This window comes from Clostridium sp. MSTE9 (genome assembly GCF_000277625.1).
GTDB classification, from domain to species: domain Bacteria; phylum Bacillota; class Clostridia; order Oscillospirales; family Acutalibacteraceae; genus Faecalispora; species Faecalispora jeddahensis.
Genome location: NZ_AKFU01000041.1, coordinates 1 through 18222, shown reverse-complemented (window position 1 = coordinate 18222; position 18222 = coordinate 1). Strand labels below are relative to the sequence as shown.

At 49.0% G+C, this 18222-nt stretch carries 23 protein-coding genes, 3 tRNA genes and 1 rRNA gene; 18 read left to right on the top strand and 9 right to left on the bottom strand.

What is annotated here, in order from left to right:
* Window positions 1-5: 5 nt before the first annotated feature.
* Together serS and HMPREF1141_RS12400 are read left to right on the top strand one after the other, a co-directional pair.
* Window positions 6-1298 carry a serine--tRNA ligase gene (gene serS, locus HMPREF1141_RS12405; protein ID WP_009064960.1) on the top strand — a complete coding sequence of 431 codons (1293 nt, stop codon included), beginning with the start codon at window positions 6-8 and terminating at the stop codon, window positions 1296-1298.
* 125 nt (window positions 1299-1423) lie between these two features.
* The gene (locus HMPREF1141_RS12400) at window positions 1424-2152 is read left to right on the top strand and encodes an acyl-ACP thioesterase domain-containing protein (protein ID WP_009064910.1); all 729 of its coding nucleotides are present in this window, start codon (window positions 1424-1426) and stop codon (window positions 2150-2152) included.
* Window positions 2153-2244: 92 nt separating this feature from the next.
* Here HMPREF1141_RS12400 and HMPREF1141_RS16915 read toward each other — a convergent pair whose 3' ends face one another.
* Complete coding sequence (locus HMPREF1141_RS16915; protein WP_009064928.1) at window positions 2245-2958, bottom strand: hypothetical protein; 714 nt, start codon at window positions 2956-2958, stop codon at window positions 2245-2247.
* Between the two features lie 238 nt (window positions 2959-3196).
* Here HMPREF1141_RS16915 and HMPREF1141_RS12390 point away from each other — a divergent pair.
* The 8 genes from HMPREF1141_RS12390 to HMPREF1141_RS12360 all read left to right on the top strand — a co-directional run bounded on the left by HMPREF1141_RS12390 (window position 3197) and on the right by HMPREF1141_RS12360 (window position 5786).
* Window positions 3197-3273: transfer RNA gene (locus HMPREF1141_RS12390), tRNA-Met, on the top strand.
* Between the two features lie 2 nt (window positions 3274-3275).
* Window positions 3276-3350, top strand: a tRNA-Glu gene (locus HMPREF1141_RS12385).
* Between the two features lie 44 nt (window positions 3351-3394).
* A tRNA-Val gene (locus tag HMPREF1141_RS12380) sits at window positions 3395-3471 on the top strand.
* A 146-nt stretch (window positions 3472-3617) separates the two neighbouring features.
* Entirely contained in the window at window positions 3618-4127 is a 510-nt protein-coding gene (locus HMPREF1141_RS12375) for a hypothetical protein (protein ID WP_009064902.1), read from the top strand.
* Between the two features lie 11 nt (window positions 4128-4138).
* Window positions 4139-4363, top strand: a complete 225-nt coding sequence (locus tag HMPREF1141_RS17385) for a hypothetical protein (protein ID WP_155863628.1) — start codon at window positions 4139-4141, stop codon at window positions 4361-4363.
* Between the two features lie 171 nt (window positions 4364-4534).
* On the top strand, window positions 4535-4948 hold the full coding sequence (locus tag HMPREF1141_RS12370) for a DUF1801 domain-containing protein (RefSeq protein WP_035317089.1): 414 nt from the start codon (window positions 4535-4537) through the stop codon (window positions 4946-4948).
* A complete protein-coding gene (locus HMPREF1141_RS12365; protein WP_009064855.1) occupies window positions 4945-5232 on the top strand; it encodes a DUF1905 domain-containing protein in 288 nt (95 codons plus the stop codon). The genes HMPREF1141_RS12370 and HMPREF1141_RS12365 overlap by 4 nt, the downstream gene beginning before the upstream one ends.
* 83 nt (window positions 5233-5315) lie before the next feature.
* On the top strand, window positions 5316-5786 hold the full coding sequence (locus HMPREF1141_RS12360; protein ID WP_009064882.1) for a VOC family protein: 471 nt from the start codon (window positions 5316-5318) through the stop codon (window positions 5784-5786).
* Between the two features lie 54 nt (window positions 5787-5840).
* On the opposite strand, the gene HMPREF1141_RS12355 is transcribed toward HMPREF1141_RS12360, so the two are convergent.
* Together HMPREF1141_RS12355 and HMPREF1141_RS12350 are read right to left on the bottom strand one after the other, a co-directional pair.
* Window positions 5841-6305, bottom strand: coding sequence for a DMT family transporter (locus HMPREF1141_RS12355; RefSeq protein ID WP_009064924.1), 465 nt, complete (start codon window positions 6303-6305; stop codon window positions 5841-5843).
* Between the two features lie 16 nt (window positions 6306-6321).
* Window positions 6322-6744, bottom strand: a complete 423-nt coding sequence (locus HMPREF1141_RS12350; RefSeq protein ID WP_009064881.1) for a DMT family transporter — start codon at window positions 6742-6744, stop codon at window positions 6322-6324.
* Between the two features lie 94 nt (window positions 6745-6838).
* Here HMPREF1141_RS12350 and HMPREF1141_RS12345 point away from each other — a divergent pair, with 94 nt between their 5' ends.
* The 6 genes from HMPREF1141_RS12345 (at window position 6839) to HMPREF1141_RS12320 (ending at window position 12175) form a co-directional block, all read left to right on the top strand.
* Window positions 6839-7513, top strand: coding sequence for a cyclic nucleotide-binding domain-containing protein (locus HMPREF1141_RS12345; RefSeq protein ID WP_009064897.1), 675 nt, complete (start codon window positions 6839-6841; stop codon window positions 7511-7513).
* 172 nt (window positions 7514-7685) lie between these two features.
* The gene (locus HMPREF1141_RS12340) at window positions 7686-8279 is read left to right on the top strand and encodes a TetR/AcrR family transcriptional regulator (RefSeq protein ID WP_009064950.1); all 594 of its coding nucleotides are present in this window, start codon (window positions 7686-7688) and stop codon (window positions 8277-8279) included.
* A 57-nt stretch (window positions 8280-8336) separates the two neighbouring features.
* Window positions 8337-8975 carry an alpha/beta fold hydrolase gene (locus tag HMPREF1141_RS12335; protein ID WP_009064939.1) on the top strand — a complete coding sequence of 213 codons (639 nt, stop codon included), beginning with the start codon at window positions 8337-8339 and terminating at the stop codon, window positions 8973-8975.
* 78 nt (window positions 8976-9053) lie between these two features.
* Window positions 9054-9569 (top strand): hypothetical protein, encoded by a 516-nt coding sequence (locus tag HMPREF1141_RS12330; protein ID WP_009064935.1) that lies wholly within the window; start codon window positions 9054-9056, stop codon window positions 9567-9569.
* A gap of 794 nt (window positions 9570-10363) precedes the next feature.
* Window positions 10364-11641, top strand: a complete 1278-nt coding sequence (locus tag HMPREF1141_RS12325; RefSeq protein WP_242824608.1) for an MFS transporter — start codon at window positions 10364-10366, stop codon at window positions 11639-11641.
* Between the two features lie 108 nt (window positions 11642-11749).
* Window positions 11750-12175, top strand: coding sequence for an EamA family transporter (locus HMPREF1141_RS12320; RefSeq protein WP_009064891.1), 426 nt, complete (start codon window positions 11750-11752; stop codon window positions 12173-12175).
* Between the two features lie 40 nt (window positions 12176-12215).
* Here HMPREF1141_RS12320 and HMPREF1141_RS12315 read toward each other — a convergent pair whose 3' ends face one another.
* Window positions 12216-12800: a SpaA isopeptide-forming pilin-related protein gene (locus tag HMPREF1141_RS12315; protein ID WP_009064914.1), complete on the bottom strand. Its 585-nt coding sequence runs from the start codon at window positions 12798-12800 to the stop codon at window positions 12216-12218.
* Between the two features lie 1148 nt (window positions 12801-13948).
* Between HMPREF1141_RS12315 and HMPREF1141_RS12310 the strand changes: the two genes are divergently transcribed.
* Window positions 13949-14479: a hypothetical protein gene (locus HMPREF1141_RS12310; protein WP_009064871.1), complete on the top strand. Its 531-nt coding sequence runs from the start codon at window positions 13949-13951 to the stop codon at window positions 14477-14479.
* Between the two features lie 105 nt (window positions 14480-14584).
* Here the strand turns inward: HMPREF1141_RS12310 and HMPREF1141_RS12305 are convergent, their stop codons facing one another.
* From HMPREF1141_RS12305 to sleB, 5 genes are all read right to left on the bottom strand, one after another.
* Entirely contained in the window at window positions 14585-15139 is a 555-nt protein-coding gene (locus HMPREF1141_RS12305; protein WP_009064887.1) for a hypothetical protein, read from the bottom strand.
* Window positions 15140-15177: 38 nt separating this feature from the next.
* Complete coding sequence (locus HMPREF1141_RS12300) at window positions 15178-15693, bottom strand: hypothetical protein (RefSeq protein WP_009064853.1); 516 nt, start codon at window positions 15691-15693, stop codon at window positions 15178-15180.
* Window positions 15694-15880: 187 nt separating this feature from the next.
* Window positions 15881-16066: a hypothetical protein gene (locus HMPREF1141_RS12295; protein ID WP_009064877.1), complete on the bottom strand. Its 186-nt coding sequence runs from the start codon at window positions 16064-16066 to the stop codon at window positions 15881-15883.
* 186 nt (window positions 16067-16252) lie between these two features.
* Window positions 16253-16543 carry a hypothetical protein gene (locus HMPREF1141_RS12290; RefSeq protein WP_009064860.1) on the bottom strand — a complete coding sequence of 97 codons (291 nt, stop codon included), beginning with the start codon at window positions 16541-16543 and terminating at the stop codon, window positions 16253-16255.
* A gap of 344 nt (window positions 16544-16887) precedes the next feature.
* Window positions 16888-17643 carry a spore cortex-lytic enzyme gene (gene sleB / locus HMPREF1141_RS12285; protein WP_009064918.1) on the bottom strand — a complete coding sequence of 252 codons (756 nt, stop codon included), beginning with the start codon at window positions 17641-17643 and terminating at the stop codon, window positions 16888-16890.
* Window positions 17644-18137: 494 nt separating this feature from the next.
* On the opposite strand from sleB, the gene HMPREF1141_RS12280 reads away from it, so the two are divergent.
* Window positions 18138-18222 (top strand): 16S ribosomal RNA (locus HMPREF1141_RS12280); the annotation flags it as partial.

Genomic DNA, 18222 nt, shown 5'->3' with positions numbered 1-18222 from the left:
CTCACATGTTGGATATTAAAGTAATCCGGGAAAATGCGGATCGAGTCAAAGCGGCGATGAAAAGCAGAAATATGGATGCAGATCAGGTGATCGAATCCATTTTGCAGATCGATGTGGACCGCCGCCGCGTCACCGGTGAAACGGAAGCTCTAAAGGCCCAGCAGAATGCGGATACCAAGCAGATTCCGATTCTGAGAAAAGAGGGGAAAGATACCACCGAGCTGATGGCTCAGCTCAAGAAGCTTTCCGACCAAATTAAGGAGAAGGATGCGCAGCTCAGCGAGCTGGAAGAAAAGCAGCGCGGTCTGCTCCTGACCCTGCCGAATATTCCGGCGGCGGACGTGCCTTTGGGTAAGGACGATACAGAGAACAAGGAGCTGCGCCGTTGGCACGAGCCCACTCAGTTTGATTTTGAACCAAAAGCGCACTGGGATTTGGGCAAAGAGCTCGGGATCCTCGACCCCGAAACGGCAGCAAAAGTCACGGGCGCGCGCTTCCATTTTTATAAAGGACTCGGTGCCCGTCTGGAGCGCGCCATCATCAACTTCTTCTTGAATACACATATCGAAAACGGGTACACCGAAGTGTTCCCGCCCTTCATGGTCAACCGCGCGTCTATGACCGGCACCGGACAGTTGCCGAAGTTCGAGATGGACGCATATAGGGTGATCAATAAAGATACCGCCGAGGATTACTTTCTGATCCCCACCGCGGAAGTGCCGGTAACGAACATGCACCGCAGCGAGATTCTGGAAGGCGCCAGCCTGCCGATCAAGTACTGTGCATACTCCGCCTGCTTCCGAGCGGAGGCCGGTTCCGCCGGGCGCGATACCCGCGGCCTGATCCGTCAGCATCAGTTCAACAAGGTGGAGCTGGTCAAGTTTGCAGATCCCGCAAATTCCTATCAGGAGCTGGAATCCCTCACGAATGACGCCGAGCGCGTTCTGCAGCTTCTGGGCCTGCCGTACCGCGTGGTTTGCCTCTCCACCGGCGATTTGGGCTTCTCCTCCGCCAAAACCTACGACATTGAGGTCTGGATGCCTTCTTACAATCGCTATGTTGAAATTTCCTCTTGCTCGAACTTCGAGGATTTCCAGGCACGCCGCGCACAGATCCGCTTTAAGGCGACCCAGCGCGACAAGGCGCAGCTGGTGCATACCCTGAACGGCTCCGGTGTAGCGGTCGGCCGCACCGTTGCAGCGATTCTGGAAAATTACCAGAATGAGGACGGCAGTATCACCATTCCGGAGGTTCTGCGTCCGTTCATGGGTGTTGATGTCATCAAATGCCCTGAATAAGCTGTTGCGGCTTACTCAGCCGGTAAAACGAACCGATCCCCGTTTGAAACAGAAACGGGCGGAACAGTAACTTTCAATCCGCCCCGGGAGTGTTCCCGGGGCGGTTCTTTCAAAGGAGCGTAGAGATGGGTCTGAATCCGAAATTGAGCGAATACACACAGCAGGTAAAGCTGACGACATACGATATGGATGCAAATAATACCCTGCGTCCGTCTGCAATGCTGCGCTATTGTCAGGAGGCTTGCGAGCTGCACCTGGCCTGCTACGGGCTGACGCACGAAAAGATGCAGGGCGACGGGATTATTTTTGTGTTTACCCGCGCAGGCGGAGTGGTACATCGCTGGCCGCGCCAGCACGACCCCATCACTATAGTTACGCGGGCGCGCGGAGTGGTCGGCGTGCAGTTCTACCGCAGCTTTGATTTCTACTGCGGCGATGAGCATCTGGCAGAGGTTCTGCAGGCTTCCGTTGTTGTCAGTACGCAGGAACATAAGCTGCTGCGTCCGAAGGTTTTTTTGGATTACGGAGTGGGCGCAGGGGAGAACAGCGGGCAGAAGCTGGATCGTATGAATTTACCCAAAGAAATGCCCATTGTCGGTGAGCGCGAAGTGAGATATTCCGATCTGGATTACAACGGACACGTGAATAATTCGGTTTACAGCGATATTTTCTGTGATTACGTGCCGGGCGGCATGCATGGACGCGCGCTGCGCGAGTTTCAGATTCATTATGTGATGGAAAGCCGCGAGGGCGAGGTGCTGCAGATTCAGCGCGAGGAGCGTGATGGCCAGATTCTGATGCGCGGCGTGAATCCGCGCGGCATCAGCTTTGAATATCAGGGCCGGGTGGAATGATCGCCTGATCAGAAAACCGGCGCGCAGGAAGTGCACCGAGACGAAAAAGAGCCGGAGCAAGGCGAATGCCCTGCTCCGGCTACGCGGAGAATCTATCCTTTTGTATCCAGCAGTGTGCCGGGAGCAGTGTCGGGAGAAGAGCCGCTGGCTGTCTCAGAGCTTGAGCCGCCGTAAGCTATCGCGCTTGAGGTCTCATCAAAGGCCGGGCCGAAAGAGTGGCTCGAAAGTTCTTTCCACGCCAGCCCCGAGATCAGATATTTGTCGTTGCGCCCGCCCTTAATGACGAGCGTTCCCGGCTTATCGTACAAGTCGCTGCCGCGCGTGAGTCGCCGGTGTTCATATGGCTTGCGCTTTTTCACACGCAGCAGAATGGCCCGGGCGTACAGGCCGGAATCGTGCTTGCGCAAAAAAGACAGGTCAGAGGCCGGAACCTTGTCGCCCGCGAACACGCGCTCCGAAATCTCGAAACAGAGCTTTTCGATGCGCTCTCTTTCGCGTTCTTCCTCCGCTTTTTCAGCCATATCGGCCATTTGCTGCCGCATCTGCTCCAGAGCGCGATTTCTCAACTGTACCTGCTGCTCCATCTCCTCCTGAAGCGACAGCCTGCGTTTGGGGATGAAGGATGCGCATTGTGGTGTAATCTGCTTTTCCGGTGGCTCAGTTGCCGAAATTTCCTTTTGCGGTGTGGTTTCCGTTTGTGGAGCCTTTTCTGAGTTCGGGGCTGATTTCGCTTCTTCTGCATCCTTTCCCTGCTCTGTTCGCTGGCCGGCCGAAGAGAGGGACCAGATTCCGCTGTCTATCCGCATGTGCGATCCTCCTTCCACATTCTTTCTGCGACTGCTTCTTACTTGATACTTCGGCAGAAAGAGTGAAAAATGAAAGGAGGATTAAAAATAATTTCTCATCCGCGCGGCGTCAGCCTTGAAAATCTGGCTGGATAGAGTGATTCTTTCTGATATAAAAATATATTTTCGTTTTTTGTATTGACAACAAGGACAAGTATATAATATAATTAATAACGCTCCGCTTGTGCGTTGTTCATATGGCGGCATAGCTCAGTTGGCTAGAGCATTCGGTTCATACCCGAAGTGTCGATGGTTCAAGTCCATTTGCCGCTACCAGCGGCCCGGTCGTCAAGTGGTTAAGACACCGCCCTTTCACGGCGGGTTCACGGGTTCGAATCCCGTCCGGGTCACCACACAAGCAGCATTCCCCCGGATCTCTTCGGGGGAATCGTTATTAGGACGCATAGCTCAGCTGGTTAGAGCGTTCGCCTCACACGCGAGAGGTCGTGGGTTCGAGTCCCTCTGCGTCCACCAAAAAGAGATAGCTTTCTATTTAAGAAAGCTATCTCTTTTTTTATATGTAGATGTATGATAGTATGAGGGTAGCATTAGCATATTAGCAGAGATAAATTGGCTATTGATCGAGACGATGATTTATATAACCGGAGGTGGACCATAAGTTGAGTGTATTCACATATCTTGCAAGTAATCATCCCCTGGAAGAGATAGAAAATCCGCATGTGCGGCAGCTGTCCATACATCAGGCATTAGAGCTTGGAGTAAAGGTTCCTGATTTTTTGCTGGAGCCAGACCTCGACAGAGAAAAACCGGATGTAATATTATTCGTGGATGATGAGAAAAATTTTGGCGAACTGTCGATTCATACCTTTCAGCGAAAGAATATTTACGATGATATTTATACCGAAAAGAAATATTTTGCGTATCTAGAATGGGAGTATACAAGAAACAGGGCGGAAAATCTGATTCAGTATATCCATCGGCATTTGATGGAGGCTGATGAAATTGAACTCAGCCAAATATGGTTAGGCAGTGGGTTTGATGAACAATTGCCGAAAATGAAAACCTATCCTATTCTTCTGAACGAATTAACCTGCTTTGACTTAGAAAGAGTCTTCAAGAACAAGCCTTTTGAGTACCCGGAGCGCATCATCGTATCACGGCCAAAATGATTACAACCTGAATGGATGAATTTCAATTTGTTGATCGATCCCTTCGCAATATATTGGATGTTTGGAAAATCTTTTCCTGCGGTTACTTCAAAAAAACAAAGTACGCCCCTTGCGGATGGGCTTTGTTTTTTTCTTTTACGGGACTCAAAATAAAAAAAGTTGGAGCGTTAAGAAAATATGTCTGGGGCATATTTTTAGCGGGTGTGGAGCGACGGGTTGTGCCGCAAGGCCAATAATGGTGAAATAACATTGGTAAGCTCCCTTGTGTTCATTCATTGAAATTCTTTTGCCATATGGATATAATAAAAGAAAGCTGACAATCAGGGAATCAATTTCTTTGTTTTTACCTGATCAGGCGGGAAAGAAAGACGTTTCTAAAAATGGAATTCGGAAAGCGGTGAAAGCATATGTGGGAATGTCCGAAGTGCGGACGTACGTTCAATCATACAAATCAAGATCACTATTGTGAGCAGATTACTACAATCGACGAATATATCGCCGTGCAGTCTGAGGATGTTCAGCCGCTTCTGCAGCAGGTGCGTAAAACAATCCGTTCCGCCGCGCCGCAGGCCACAGAGAAAATCTCGTGGCGGATGCCCACCTTTTGGCAGGGCGAAAATCTCATTCATTTTGCTGCGTTCCAAAAGCACATTAGTATTTTTCCAGGCGGCGAGGCCACAGAAGTGTTTTCAGAAAGGCTGGCTGGATACAAAACGTCCAAAGGAACGATACAGTTTCCGTTGAATAAGCCGATTGACTATCAGCTCATTGCCGACATCACGCGTTGGAGGATCAAACAGGCGGGGGAAAAGCGGAAATGAACTCCAAAACCTATGAATTTGATGCAATCATTCATAAAGTCCCTGATATAGACGGCGCGTATGTCAAATTCCCATATAACGTGAAAACGGAGTTCGGGAAAGGGCGTGCCAAGGTTCATGCGACTTTTGACGGCATACCGTATGATGGAAGCGTTGTCAATATGGGCATAGAGAATGCCGACGGCTCGGTCTGCTACATCATCGGTCTGCGCAAGGATATTCGCACGAAAATCGGGAAGCAATCGGGTGACAGCGTCCACGTCACAATACAGGAACGCGATTGATTCGGATCACCCCAACAGCGCAGCAGAAAAAGACTTTGTGATCATCGACGGGTTCACTATTTTAGAAAGGGAGCGGGATTCAAATGTTTCGCTATGTTCATACCAATATCATCGCTAAGGATGCAAATAAGCTGATTTCCTTTTATAAGGAGGTGTTTCATTGCAAAAGCATCAATGAAACACGCGATCTTCGTGGGGAATGGGTAGATCGGCTTACCGGTTTACATCAGGCCCATATCACCGGGGAACATTTGCTTCTGCCCGGTTACGGAGAGGATCATCCGACGCTTGAAATCTTTTCTTATGACACGCTGGAAGAAGCCATACCCGCAGAGATAAACCGCCCCGGTCTTGCCCACCTCGCTTTTGAAGTGGACGATGTGGAAGAAACCTTAATGAAAGTGATCAGCAAAGGCGGAAGCCGTGTTGGGGAATTGATCACCGCAGAATACCCGAACGACCTGGAAGCGGTATTTGTTTATGCCAAAGACCCGGAAGGCAATATTGTTGAATTGCAAAGCTGGAGACAAAGAAAAGAAGCCGCATCAAAATGATGCGGCTTCTTGATTCATGATGGAAGTACCGCTGAGCGGCCGGGCATTTCCTTTTTACTCCTGCTCCTTCAGGTGTGTCTCCGTACTCCGGCCCGTAGCCATCTGATCGAGGAAAATACCTGCGATCACAATGAGAAGGCCAAGCAGTTTGAGCGGGACTACTTTTCCTGCAGCAATAGCGTCCAGAATAAAGCCGGTGCCCAGCTGACCCGCCAGCAAAATAATGGTTGAGTACGAAATGCGTACCCGTTCCATCGCGATGACTGTCAGAACCATCGCCACAAGGCCGAAAACGCCGCCCAGCAGGTTTACCAGCGGAACCGCGGACCAGTGAGAAAGATCGGCAAGGCGGCTGTCACCGAGCAGAAGGACAATCACAAGAGAAATCACGGTCGCCTCTAAGTAATTGATCAGAGTTCCGTTTATTGTGCCAAGCGATTTTTTGGCTTCCAGATTGATCATCTTATTGATAATCGTGACAAAACCGTTGACCGCGGCGAGCAGGACAAAGAACAGCATACATTTCCTCCTTCTCTTATGAGAAAATCATCAGGAGCAGACCGGTCAAAATGACCGCAAAGGCCGGAACCCGCCGCCAGCTGAATTTGTTGACTGGAACACGGAACCATCCAAAATGGTCTACAACAGCGGAACCCACCAGCTGTGCGGTGATGGAAAGCACCATGGTCAGGGCTGCGCCGATGTATGTGGTGCTCAGGCTGGTCATCACGATAATCGCAACGCCCATAAATCCCACGAAATACACGTAGCGCGGGGCGCCCAAAAGCTGTATTTTTTCTTTTTGGATCAGCTTTGCGGCGGCCAGCAGCATCACCGCCCCGATCAGGTGAACCAGAAAGCTGACCTCAAACAGGTTAAAATCGGCAGCGAGTCTTCCGTTCAGGCTGACCATCAGCCCCAAACAGATACCGCTCACAAGCAAAAGGAAAAAGTTCATCGAAAAGCCCCTCCGCGCTTTGATTTATGGTATTATTATTGCACAGAATCTGCACAGGCAGTTATGACAGATGTCATAGAAGGAGAGAAATCCGATGAAGTATCTGGAGCTTGGGCAAAAGCCGGAATTGATGGAGCAGGTGCGCAGCGTTCAGTCGGAATTGTCTGACGCGGCGTTCCGGTGTTTTCGTTTATGCCGGTTTGACACGGGGGAGTTTTTGTACACGGAGGGGAAACAAGCCGGCTGCTTTCTGATTCTGCTCACCGGCAGCTGCAAGGTATTTAAAACACTCGAGAACGGCCGCACAGTACTGTTATGCCTTTACGACGACATTCAGGTGATTGGGGAGTTTGAGCTGTTCGGTGATCCCATCGCCAAAACGAATGTGCAGGCGCTCACGGAAACATACTGTCTCGCAGCCTTTGTTCAAGATCAGCGGGAGCGGCTGCTCGCCGACAACTCCTTTTTGCAGTTTGTGTGCCGCCAAACCTGCGCCAAAACGGATCGCAACAACTCGAATATTGCCATCAACCTGCTGTATCCGCTGGAGCAGCGGCTGGTGGGGTATGTGCTTGTCATGCAGAAGAACGGTGTGTTCTCGGCCAATTACACGCTGCTGGCCGAATCCCTTGGCTGCAGCCTGCGGCATCTGCTGCGCACCTTCCGCAGTCTCTGCGACAAAGGCCTGCTGCAAAAGACAAAAGCCGGTTACCGGCTGGCAAATATCGCGGCGCTGGAAAAGATTGCGGGAAATGTTTACCGTCAGTAGTTTCACATCCTGTGAACTTTTTCAACATATCATCTGTTTGGCTCTTCGCGCTGCGAAGAGCCTTTTTGCTTTGTCTTGACAAGGCGGAGAAATAGTGGTACTCTCTTTTTACGACCAAAATAAAAATAATAGTCGCTTTATTTTGAAAGAACAGTCGTAAAGGGAGGACTCCATGGCGCCGAAAAAATTTGACTGGGAGGAACGGGAAGAGGTTCGGGGGCAGATGCTGGAAGCAGGCTACGATCTGATCCGGCAGTACGGCATGACCCATACGTCGGTAGAAAAGGTAACGGCTGCCGTAGGTCTTGGCAAAAGTACCTTCTATAATTTTTTCCCGAGTAAAGAACGCTTTGTCTATGAAATGATGGGGTATCTGCGTACTCAGCTCATGGATTATTTTCAGCAGCTTCTGGACGGGCGGGAAAAGCTGCCGATCCCGCAGGCAAAGGAGTTCTTGAAAAAGATCATTTTCAGTGAACGAAGCATCTACCAGTATTTGACCGCCGAGGACGAGGAAAAGCTGCGCGCCGCCCTGCCGCCGGAATGCTTTTTCGATGCACAGCATGAGTCGCAGGTGATGATGCGGCTGTTCAGGAGGATGGAGGGTGTCCGCGTCGATCTGGATGAACATTTGGTGGCCAATCTGCTGAAGATCATGGCGCTGGCCCAGATCAATCAGGCCCAGCTGCACGCCGACGCGCTGGAACGCACGCTGCAATCAATGTATGAGCTGCTGTTTTCCTGTATCTTTACGGAGGAGGGCTGAACGGCCCTTTCTTTTGCATATGTGTTATATAAAACTAACAAAGGAAGAAGGCCAGTTATGCGAATGGATACCTACGGCTCAAAAGAAAAGCCCTGCATATTGCTGCTGCACACCATGTTTACCACCGGTACACTGTTTGAGGCCCTGATTCCGGCGCTGGTACAGGATTATTTTCTGGTGATCCCCACACTGGACGGGTATGACCCTGACGAAAAAGCGGAGTACCCCGGGGCCGATGAGGAACTGGAGCGGATCGAAGCCTATTTGAAGGGGAAACAGATTGGGGAACTCGCAGCCGCTGCAGGCAGCTCTTTGGGCGCGATGCTGGCCTGGAGGCTGTGGCAGCGCCGCCAGATTCCGATTCACCGCCTGGTGCTGGACAGTCCGCCTTTTGGCTGGGGCGCCGTGCAGGCCGCGGAAAATACAGAAAGCTTCTGGCAGTTGGTTCAGGCGGTGCGGGCTGCTCCGGAGACGCCCAGTGTGTTTGATGCGCACTACGGGGAATGCGGCGCTCCGGCCGGAACCTCACTCGGGATACGATCGGCCGTTCCTGTGAAACGTGCTTTGGCCCTCAGCTGCCGCAGCATATTCCGGGCTGTGGCACAAAAATCATTCTGGTTTACGGCGGGGAGGACCCCAATTACCAGTACCAGAAAGAGAATCTGGAGAATCGGCCGGATATTTCCCTGGTGGTAAAACCGGGCTATGGACACTGTGGTTTCTTAATGCAAAGCCCGCTTGAATTTGCCAAGTTGCTAAAGGAGGAATGAAACGATGTCGCCTGTACTGTCTGCTGTTTTGGAGGGCCTGGTCTGGTCCGCTTTGTGGATCATTATGCTGATGTGCCTGTTCTACCGGTATCCTTGGCTTTTGGTGCACGATTATCCGCCGGATGCCCGCGCGGCGGCCCGCCTACCGGAGCCTTCGCCCGCACAGCGCCGGAACGGAATCCTGTTTACCGTATGCTGCTATATCATTTTGATCGGTACGCTGCTCGCAGCGGGGCTGGTTCACTACGCCGCCGCTCCGGTATCGTTCGGTACAGTGCTTTTGCACCTGTGGATCATCTGCATGGCCTGGAATGTGGTGGACCTTCTGGTGATGGATTGGCTGTTGTTCTGCACAATTACCCCAAAGAGCTTTATCTTACCCGGTACGGAGGGCTGCAAGGGGTATAAGGATTATCGGTTCCACCTGGTCGGTTTTGGGAAAGGGTGCATTTATATGACGCTGTTTGCCCTGATCTTTGCCGCCATCGATTTTGCAATCCTGAAATTCCTTCTTTGGTAAGCATCGGAACAAACAGTTCGGGAACAGTTCTTTCACGCCCGGATGAGAATACATAAGCGTTTGACAGAGAGAAAAGTGCCCGATCACCGCACCGTGTTCTGAGGAGAACCCTTTACAAAGATGGCTGGAAATGGTATTATCTGAATAAGAATAAAAGAAAGGATACGACAGAAAATGGGAGTAATCGGAAGTGCAGACGGCCCAACTTCTATTATCGTGTCTCAGGAACCTTCAGGTATGAGTATGCTCGGTATTTTAGCCATTGCTGCTATTGCAGTCGTAATCGTAATTATCGCTTTGGTAGCATGGGCGCTTACCAGACACGGGCGGGAATAAGAAATGAGCTTCGGGTAAGGGGCTTTCTTTTGCTCGGCCTTTTGCCGGGGGACAGATGGATCCAACAGAAGCAACACAAATGAAAAGCGTTTGAATCCCTATCGCAAACAAGGATCTTCCTTGTTTGCGATTTAGCTTTCAGAAAAAAGATTGAACATAGAATCGGGCGGCAAATGTAACGGTAATTTTGCCTCTGTTTGGTTGTCTGCCGCGTGCTGCGGACAGAAATGGAACGAATCCCATTTGAACCACATGGCCGAGGCAGTTTTTACCCTTTAAAGCTCACATTGCGTGGTTCTTTCGTTTTACAGGTGTTTTGTACGATTGGCTTAGGAAGAAACTTTTAGTGAAATTGCAGTCACGCCTTGTGTTTTCCCGTTGATGCGGCAAGAGAAAGCGAAACGTGAAATGCAGCATCGGCGGGGTCGGAAAGATCCGGCTGTTCCGAACGGGGGGTCTTGACAATATCGAATAACAAAGCTTCCGTATTTTTTAAAACAACATTCCGGGCGCTCCAATATCGGGATTTCAAGCTGTTCTATTTTGGACAGTGTATTTCTCTTGTCGGAACCTGGATGCAGCGAACGGCACAGATGTGGCTGGTTTATACCGTTACGAAATCTCCGCTGATGGTCGGCCTGATCGGAGTGGCCCAATTCACTCCACTTTTGCTGTTCTCTCTTTTCGCGGGCGTCATTGTCGACCGGCTTCCAAAGAAAAAGCTTTTGATTGGCACACAGGCTCTGTTCATGCTGCAGGCGGTTCTGATGACGGTTCTGACGTATACCGAGCAGATTCAATACTGGCATATCGTGGTGCTCAGCTTTCTGTTTGGCCTGACACAGACGATCGATATGCCCACACGTCAGTCCTTTTTCATTGATCTTGTGGGGCCGAAAGATTTGACAAACGCCATATCGCTCAATTCCACCATTGTCAATCTCGCCAAGATCGTCGGGCCAGCATTTTCCGGCATCGTGATGGTAAAGTTCGGGATGACATTCTGCTTTTTCCTCAACGCGGTCAGCTATATTCCGGTGATGATCGGGATTTTTTTGATCAGCGCCAAGGGGATTTCCGCGAGGGGGAAGGGAGAAAACCTGATTCAGCAGGTCGTGGAGGGGCTGAAGTATATCCGGCAGAGCCGGGTGCTGGTGATTAACGTGTTTGCCACCGCGGCCGTGTGCACCTTTGCCATGAACAACGACGTCATCATCCCGGTTTTTGCGGGCTCTGTACTGCGGCAGGGATCGGACGGCTATTCTCTTTTGCTCTCTATGGCGGGGCTCGGTGCCTTTGTGGCTGCGGTGATGATGGCATATCTGAGCAAAAACGGAGTGAAACGAGTTCTTCTTCCGATCAGCGGGATCGCTTCTGCGCTGCTGCAGGTGCTGACCCTCGTTACCCGGCAGTTTGCCGTGTGCGCCCTGTTGATCGGACTGGTGGGATTTTTTAATCTTCTCTTCGTCAATACCTCCAATTCTCTTTTCCAGACGAATTCCTCAAACGAGTTTCGCGGCCGCGTGATGAGTGTGTATTCTTTTCTGAACCTCGGTTCCACTCCGATCGGGAACTTTCTTGCCGGCTCGGTGATGGAAAGCGCCGGAGGGGGCTTTGGATATGTGTTTTGCGGCGGCATGACACTCATGCTGCTTCTGGTTATTTTCGCGGTGCAGCGGGAAGAAATTTTGAAATGGTTCTCTCCTTCCCGGGAGAAAGTACCGCAGAAAGTGTAAATTTTCGGGCTTGCCGGGAATTGCCGATGTACGCGCCGACAGGTCTGTTGGCGGATACCAGATCGCAAACGAGGAGGCTCCTTGTTTGCGATTTTTTCAGGAGGATGTATGTGGAATTATATTTGGCCGATTTTAATGGTGGTTGGAGCGAATGCGCTGTACCATGTATGTGCAAAGTCAACCCCGCTTACCGTGGAGCCGCTGGCTTCCCTTACCGTTACCTATCTGACGGCTGCGGTCTGCTCTTTGATTTCGTTTTTCCTGGTGGGAGGAAATAAAAATCTGCTGCAGGAGGTTCATAAGGTCAACTGGACAAGCTTTACATTGGGGCTTTCGATTGTCGCACTGGAGCTGGGGTATCTGTTTGTATACCGCGCTGGGTGGAAGGTCGGCATGGGCTCGTTGGTTGCAAATGTAGGGCTTGCGTGTGTGCTGCTCGTGATCGGCTTTGTCTTTTTTAAAGAGAGCTTCTCCGCCCGCCAGCTGGTGGGTATGGGTATCTGTGTGCTGGGCATCTTCCTCATAACCAAATAAAAGGGAAGGGCCGGCATTTTGCCGGCCCTTTTTGCTGTGATTAGGGAGTAACCAGATACAGGTTGTAGTTCGAGCCTTCCAGGCCATATTCCGCATAGTTTGTGTCGGTAAGGGTAATATCCAGTGTACCCTGAACAGACGGTGTATTGGGAACGCTCTGTCCCGCAGTCTGACCAACATCAACCTCAACGTCATATTCTGTGGTATTTGCCTCATACCCGTCGGGAGCGGCTACCTCTGTCAGCTGATACGTCTGCGGGGTGCCGGTAATGGACATCACGTTCGGGAACGTAAGGGTTCCGGTGCTGTCCGTGGGAGAAGAAACAGAAACCAGGGGTTTGCCGTTGCTGTCTGTAAGCTTAAAGGTCGCACCCGGCAGCACATAGTCGGGGAACCCTGCAACGTGCTTTGTCACCGTGATGGTGCCTGTCTCTGTCGGTGAATTGGTGCGGTCCTCCTCTAAGGGAGTTGCACTGGAAATAGTGATCGTATATTCTGTGGAATCCTGGGTATAGCCCGTCGTAGCGCCGGTCTGCACGTATTTATAGGTTCCGGGCGGCAGACCTGTGAATGCGGCTAGTCCGTTTTCGTTTGTTAGGGCGCTGCCAATCAGTATATCCGCCATAAAGTAAAGACTCCTTTTGATAAGGTGTATTCGGGGTAGTTTTCGTCCCGCAGAGTAATCAGCAGAGAACCTTCCCCTGTTGTGCGGAATGGGAAAGCCAGGCATTTGGGACAGTTCCTATACAGGCAAGCCCCCAACCCCTGCGCTGCAGGCTGAAAGGGACTGCTGTCCGCTGCCCAAATCCGGTAAAATCCGTCATAGTAAAAAGGGAGGCAAACCATCCCCCAACTGTTTGTTATTCCGCTGCTGACACAGTTTCCGGCAGAGTCCGTAAGAAAGATACAAGCTCTGCAAAGCGGCAGCTGTTCTGTATAACAAAACAAATTGAGGAAACCGATATTTCGACAATGGTTCATAAGGCACGGTCCTTTTCCTTCATTTCGGGAGCACTACCTCCGTTTTAGTATATGTGTTCTTTTGGCTGTGTGTGATGTTTTATCACTCTGCAGGACCCAAAATCAGAGCAAATCTCTTATTTTTCTCAACGGAATACCATAGCGAAAATTTGCATATTTTTTCAAACAGACAAGTTGTTTTACAGAATTTTTTGATTTCAAATTCAGTGGATGAAAGGAACATATATGGCTACGGCTTTGTCGAGTTGGTAAGAGAAAGGGGAGGCCGCCCGGTTGCTTTTTTTCGATGGATACGTTATAATAACCTCACGGCATAAGCGAAAGCAGAGCTTTCGATGCCTGACAGAGCATTGAAACATGATGACATGAATCAAGAAACAACTTTTTATGGATGTAGCGTAATTTGCCCTGGTTATCATGTTATAATAACCACACGGCGTAAGCGAAAGCAGAGCTTTCGATGCCTGAGAGAGCATTGAAACATGATGGCATGAATCAAGAAACAACTTTTTATGGATCAAGTGTAATTTGCTCTGGTTATATGTTATAATAACCACACGGCGTAAGCGAAAGCAGAGCTTTCGACGCCCAAGAGAGTATTGAAACATGATGGTATGGAGCGGGAAAACCGCTTTTTATAGATGAAAAGAAGTTTGTTCCGGTTATCATGTGATAATAACCTCTGAAACAAAACAGAGCGGGTGCTCCTGATCGCGTTGAGTACAAAACGGTATTGCGCAGGGAAAACCTGATATAATAATATTAATAGACAAAAAGAGAGGTTAATCCCCTATGAAAAAATGGATGGCAATGATAGCCGCCGGGCTTATGGCGGTTTCTTTTGCGGGATGCGGCGCAGGCGATGTTGGCAGTGCGGAATATATGGCCAGCAAGGCGGCGGCATCGCAGGCAGCAGCGTCGTCTTCTCAGGCATCGCAGAGCCAGGCTGAGGTACAGTATGAGAACTCCCTGAAGGGCCTGCAGCAGTATATGACGGCTAAGGGAGTGGCGGAAGGCGACCCCATCGCTATGGAAGCCGGCTTGATTGGCGCCAAGGAAGGCGTCAGGTACCGCGGCAGCTACGAGGGCAAAGAGAATATTACGCTGGAATTGTATCGATACGATCCTTCCGATCAGAACGAAGCAGCCCAGAAAGTTCTGGCCGACGTGAAGGAGAAGGGCACTTTCACCATTATGGAGAAGCAGGTTCCCGCCACTCTGAACGGCGACTACCTGATGGTCTATACCGACACGCAGACCGGAGATGTTCACGAGAAGCGTGCGGAAGAAGTCAAAACTATTTTTCTGAATTTTCAGAAATAATCTTTCAATACAGCAGTAAAAAAGCCTTTGCTCCATACGTGAGCAAAGGCTTTTTCTATGTGCGCAGCCGTAAAGCGGGAGACGGGCCTTTTTCAATGGAACCATTCAGGAGCTTGCGTTCAGCAAATCCAGTACGGTCTGGCCGTTATCTTCTTCGGGTTGGCTCGTCCCTTCCTTTAGGTCGTCGGGGATTCCTTCCCAATTCAGAATCACGCGGCCAATGCCGGTATCCAAAGTCGATTTCGAGAAATTCTCGTCGTCTTCCTTGTCAGGGAAAATTTCGTAGATGCCGATCTGGATGGTCGACTCTTCTTCCTTACCCGGGAGCTGATAGGTAACCTTTAACGGGTAGTAATACATTCTTTTCGTGACTTCGATGGGTTCTTTTTTCGGATCGGTAATTCCCCATCTTACAAGCTTTACGTTGGAATTCGCGATAGCTTGAATCAATTCTTTCGTCTGTTCGTTGGAATCTTCGGGATAGTATAAATATGGAACCGTGTAATTTCCGGATTTGCTTTGCAGACTGTCTATAAATACCCCCGCCAATTCGTGTTGAGCAAGACTGCGGTCTGGGGGTTCCTCTTCTTTTGACTGGCAGGAACTGAACAGCATTACAAGAGTGAGACAACTGAATAAAATGAGCATTCTTTTCCTCAATAAAATCACTCCTTCTTTTTCACTCCTTGATTTTGGAGCTACATATCCCACGTTCCATAGTATATTGTGTCGTTTTGCAAATCGATGATTCCAAAGACTGCGTTAGGATACGGCGTATCCATTGAATTGCCGGAGGAAAGCGATGCCTGCGGATTACCGGTGTTTCTAAAGATATAATATCCGTTCTGTATGTTAAAATCAATTTCCTTTACCATGTCAGAAGAGGTGAACGCGTTAACTCTCTCGTTGATCAGGACGGTTAGGGAAGAATCAAGGGGAAGAGGACGCCAGCGGCTGAGTGATTTTTCCTGTAACAGTAAGCTCATTTCTTGCGGCGGAAGCTGATAGATATAGAAACAAAAGCCGTCACCCATTGCCCCGTAATCCCTTTCCGCGAATATAACCTTTGTTTCCGCTGGGAGCGTCAGCCCGAATTCCTCTTGAAATCGCTGAATCCTGCGGTCGGGTTTCATAAAAGCTGCATAGCACAGAATGGAAATAAGTGTAACGGCTGTCAGCACCATGATAAAAGAAAGCTTTCTCTTTGTCCTCATTATCATTTCCTCGTAGAAAGTATCGGCCAATCTATAAAAAGTGTGGATAGGCTGCTGCTATTATATTTGTTTCTATTTCTTGATTGCAAGAAACGAGTAGCTCCATTTCGGTTAGCAGTGAATTTCAATAAGTACTTTAAGCAGTAATAAGGGCCTTTGCCCTGTTACGAGCAAGACCCTTCTAAATCTATTTTTTAAAATAAGCTTCGCGCAGGCAGATAACGAAGCCGGCAATTCCTAAAGCAGAGAACACGAAAAGAGGGAGAAAATATTGCTCCACCAATAATGCGTTTACCACACTGACTAAACTGATAAACAAATAAGCGATCGCTCCGACGACGAACAGCATCATTCCAAATGTACTTTTTTTCAATGAGAGATCCTCCTAACAAAGAAATGCGGAACCGCATTTCTTTCATATAGATATGTTGTCAAGTTCTTATCCTTTTTTTTCAATGTTCAATTTAGAATAGGAGCGAGGACTTTTTCATGTGTCGGAGCAGCTTGTGACTTATTCCTGAAAGAAGATTCCGATAGATACCGGCTTGTGTAGTACTGTTTATTCTGCCTTTTCCTCTTTATGTTTTTCCAGGGTATATTTTTTAGCACATCCTCGGAAATAGATTTCATAAATGCAAATCCATAAGCCTATCAGACCGATCCCGCAGAAAATGATATAAGGCAGAATCAAATGGTTTCCTAACAGAGCGCCCAAAGTTCCGGTGTATTGCCGGGTGGTTTCTCCCATTTGAGTGATATCAAATGGATTTTGGGCCAGAAACAGACTGAGCACAAGAAATCCGATTATTCCAACAAGAAACAGTATCATTCCAAAAGTGGATTTTTTCAAAGTAAATGAATCACCCTTCCGTATGTCTGTCGATTTTGAATTTGAAGAACGGAAATACGCTTAGTACATCCCCATAGAAATAATCATAACAAATAGCATCGCTACAATCTTTCTTATGCTTTCCATTATACAAAATGAAAACTGCATTGTTTAAAAGGGCTGCTCTTTAAATTTTTAAAAAGTTGCAAATCAAAACACTTATGAATATATATTTATTATAAATAACATAAAAATGAAAGTCAATTATATTTTGAATGATTGTTTTTGTAGCATATAAAAAAGATAACAACAAAAAACCGGAGCTGTAATCCACAGCCCCGGCCTTTCCGGAGGAATCAAATATTTTAGATCGCAAAGCGATGCTTGCCGATTGTTGTAATGACCTTGCGGGAGAAAATCCACTTGCTTGTTGATTTTTCGGGATTATAATAGTAGATTGCTCCACCGGACGGATCGGAGCCGTTGATTGCGTCGCGCGCTGCCTTATAGGCAGAATCTGCTACCGGCGCGTTAATGCCGCCGTCGTTCAGGCACGAGAACGCTCCCGGCTGGTAGATCACGCCTGCAAGCGTGTTGGGGAACGAAGGGTGCGAAATGCGGTTCAGGATAACTGCGCCCACGGCAACCTGGCCCGCATACGGCTCACCTCGCGATTCCGCGGAGATGACGCGCGCGAGAAGGTCGACGTCGCCGCTGCTATATTGTCCCTGTCCGCCGCCGGAGCCCCCGGAGGAAGATGAGGAAGAAGAGATCCCCATCGCTTTGAGGGTCTGCGGCCCTGCGACGCCGTCTGCCGTCAGATTGTTCTTTTTCTGAAAGCTGATGACCGCCTGCTTCGTCTGTTCGCCGAAGATGCCATCCACATTTCCTTTGTAATAGCCCCAGTTTTTCAGCTTGGTCTGAATCTGCTTGACCTCATCGCCGCGCGAACCGACTCTCGAAAGCGTCTCTACGGACGTGCCGCCGCGCAGGCGTATGACGGCCTGTTCGCCTACGCCGCTGACAATGGAGATCATCAGCAGGTTCACAAGCAGAATCATCATAATGCGCCAGATGTATTTTCCGAATTCTTTATACTCTCTCTTTTGAGCATGTTTCATTATTATCACAACCCATTCTTTCAGTCCTTAAGAAAAGAATTCCCATACAAAGCGGATTTATTCGGAATCAAAAAAGCCTTTCATCAGGTGAAGGCAAAATTCTTTTTCACTTGAAAAAGTCGAAAAATGGCTTAAAACCTGGAAAAACAGGTCGAAAAACAGATAATTTTAAAAAAAGATGAAAAAACTTCAAAAAAAGCATTGACAATAGTGGAATGGTTTGGTATTATAGTCAAGCGCCTTACGAAACGGCGCACGAAACGAAAGGCCGAAAAGCCCGGTAGAATCGGACAGGACCTTGAAAATTAAACAACGAGAAAGACAAGAAGGAACCCGTAATTTTTGAGAGAAAACTTCTTGGAAACGAGAAGTGAGTACTTCCGGATAAGAGTTCTCAGAACTCTATAAAAACTGAGAAACGCGAAAGCGTACTAATTGAGCAGATAAAATGCTCTAAAATTAGATTAGATCGGCTTTGGCCGTTTTAATACAATATTTTAGAGAGTTTGATCCTGGCTCAGGACGAACGCTGGCGGCATGCCTAACACATGCAAGTCGAACGGAGTAAGAGAGAAGCTT

Bases quoted from the DNA above. Each gene is read 5' to 3' on its own strand.
- HMPREF1141_RS12350 (WP_009064881.1), bottom strand. From the start codon at position 6,744: ATGAACTTTTTCCTTTTGCTTGTGAGCGGTATCTGTTTGGGGCTGATG.
- HMPREF1141_RS12330 (WP_009064935.1), top strand. From the start codon at position 9,054: ATGTCGCCTGTACTGTCTGCTGTTTTGGAGGGCCTGGTCTGGTCCGCT.
- HMPREF1141_RS12355 (WP_009064924.1), bottom strand. From the start codon at position 6,305: ATGCTGTTCTTTGTCCTGCTCGCCGCGGTCAACGGTTTTGTCACGATT.
- HMPREF1141_RS12360 (WP_009064882.1), top strand. From the start codon at position 5,316: ATGTTTCGCTATGTTCATACCAATATCATCGCTAAGGATGCAAATAAG.
- HMPREF1141_RS12310 (WP_009064871.1), top strand. From the start codon at position 13,949: ATGAAAAAATGGATGGCAATGATAGCCGCCGGGCTTATGGCGGTTTCT.
- HMPREF1141_RS12365 (WP_009064855.1), top strand. From the start codon at position 4,945: ATGAACTCCAAAACCTATGAATTTGATGCAATCATTCATAAAGTCCCT.
- HMPREF1141_RS12300 (WP_009064853.1), bottom strand. From the start codon at position 15,693: ATGAGGACAAAGAGAAAGCTTTCTTTTATCATGGTGCTGACAGCCGTT.
- HMPREF1141_RS12345 (WP_009064897.1), top strand. From the start codon at position 6,839: ATGAAGTATCTGGAGCTTGGGCAAAAGCCGGAATTGATGGAGCAGGTG.
- sleB (WP_009064918.1), bottom strand. From the start codon at position 17,643: ATGAAACATGCTCAAAAGAGAGAGTATAAAGAATTCGGAAAATACATC.
- HMPREF1141_RS12320 (WP_009064891.1), top strand. From the start codon at position 11,750: ATGTGGAATTATATTTGGCCGATTTTAATGGTGGTTGGAGCGAATGCG.
- serS (WP_009064960.1), top strand. From the start codon at position 6: ATGTTGGATATTAAAGTAATCCGGGAAAATGCGGATCGAGTCAAAGCG.
- HMPREF1141_RS17385 (WP_155863628.1), top strand. From the start codon at position 4,139: ATGGATGAATTTCAATTTGTTGATCGATCCCTTCGCAATATATTGGAT.
- HMPREF1141_RS12340 (WP_009064950.1), top strand. From the start codon at position 7,686: ATGGCGCCGAAAAAATTTGACTGGGAGGAACGGGAAGAGGTTCGGGGG.
- HMPREF1141_RS12400 (WP_009064910.1), top strand. From the start codon at position 1,424: ATGGGTCTGAATCCGAAATTGAGCGAATACACACAGCAGGTAAAGCTG.
- HMPREF1141_RS16915 (WP_009064928.1), bottom strand. From the start codon at position 2,958: ATGCGGATAGACAGCGGAATCTGGTCCCTCTCTTCGGCCGGCCAGCGA.
- HMPREF1141_RS12370 (WP_035317089.1), top strand. From the start codon at position 4,535: ATGTGGGAATGTCCGAAGTGCGGACGTACGTTCAATCATACAAATCAA.
- HMPREF1141_RS12335 (WP_009064939.1), top strand. From the start codon at position 8,337: ATGCGAATGGATACCTACGGCTCAAAAGAAAAGCCCTGCATATTGCTG.
- HMPREF1141_RS12315 (WP_009064914.1), bottom strand. From the start codon at position 12,800: ATGGCGGATATACTGATTGGCAGCGCCCTAACAAACGAAAACGGACTA.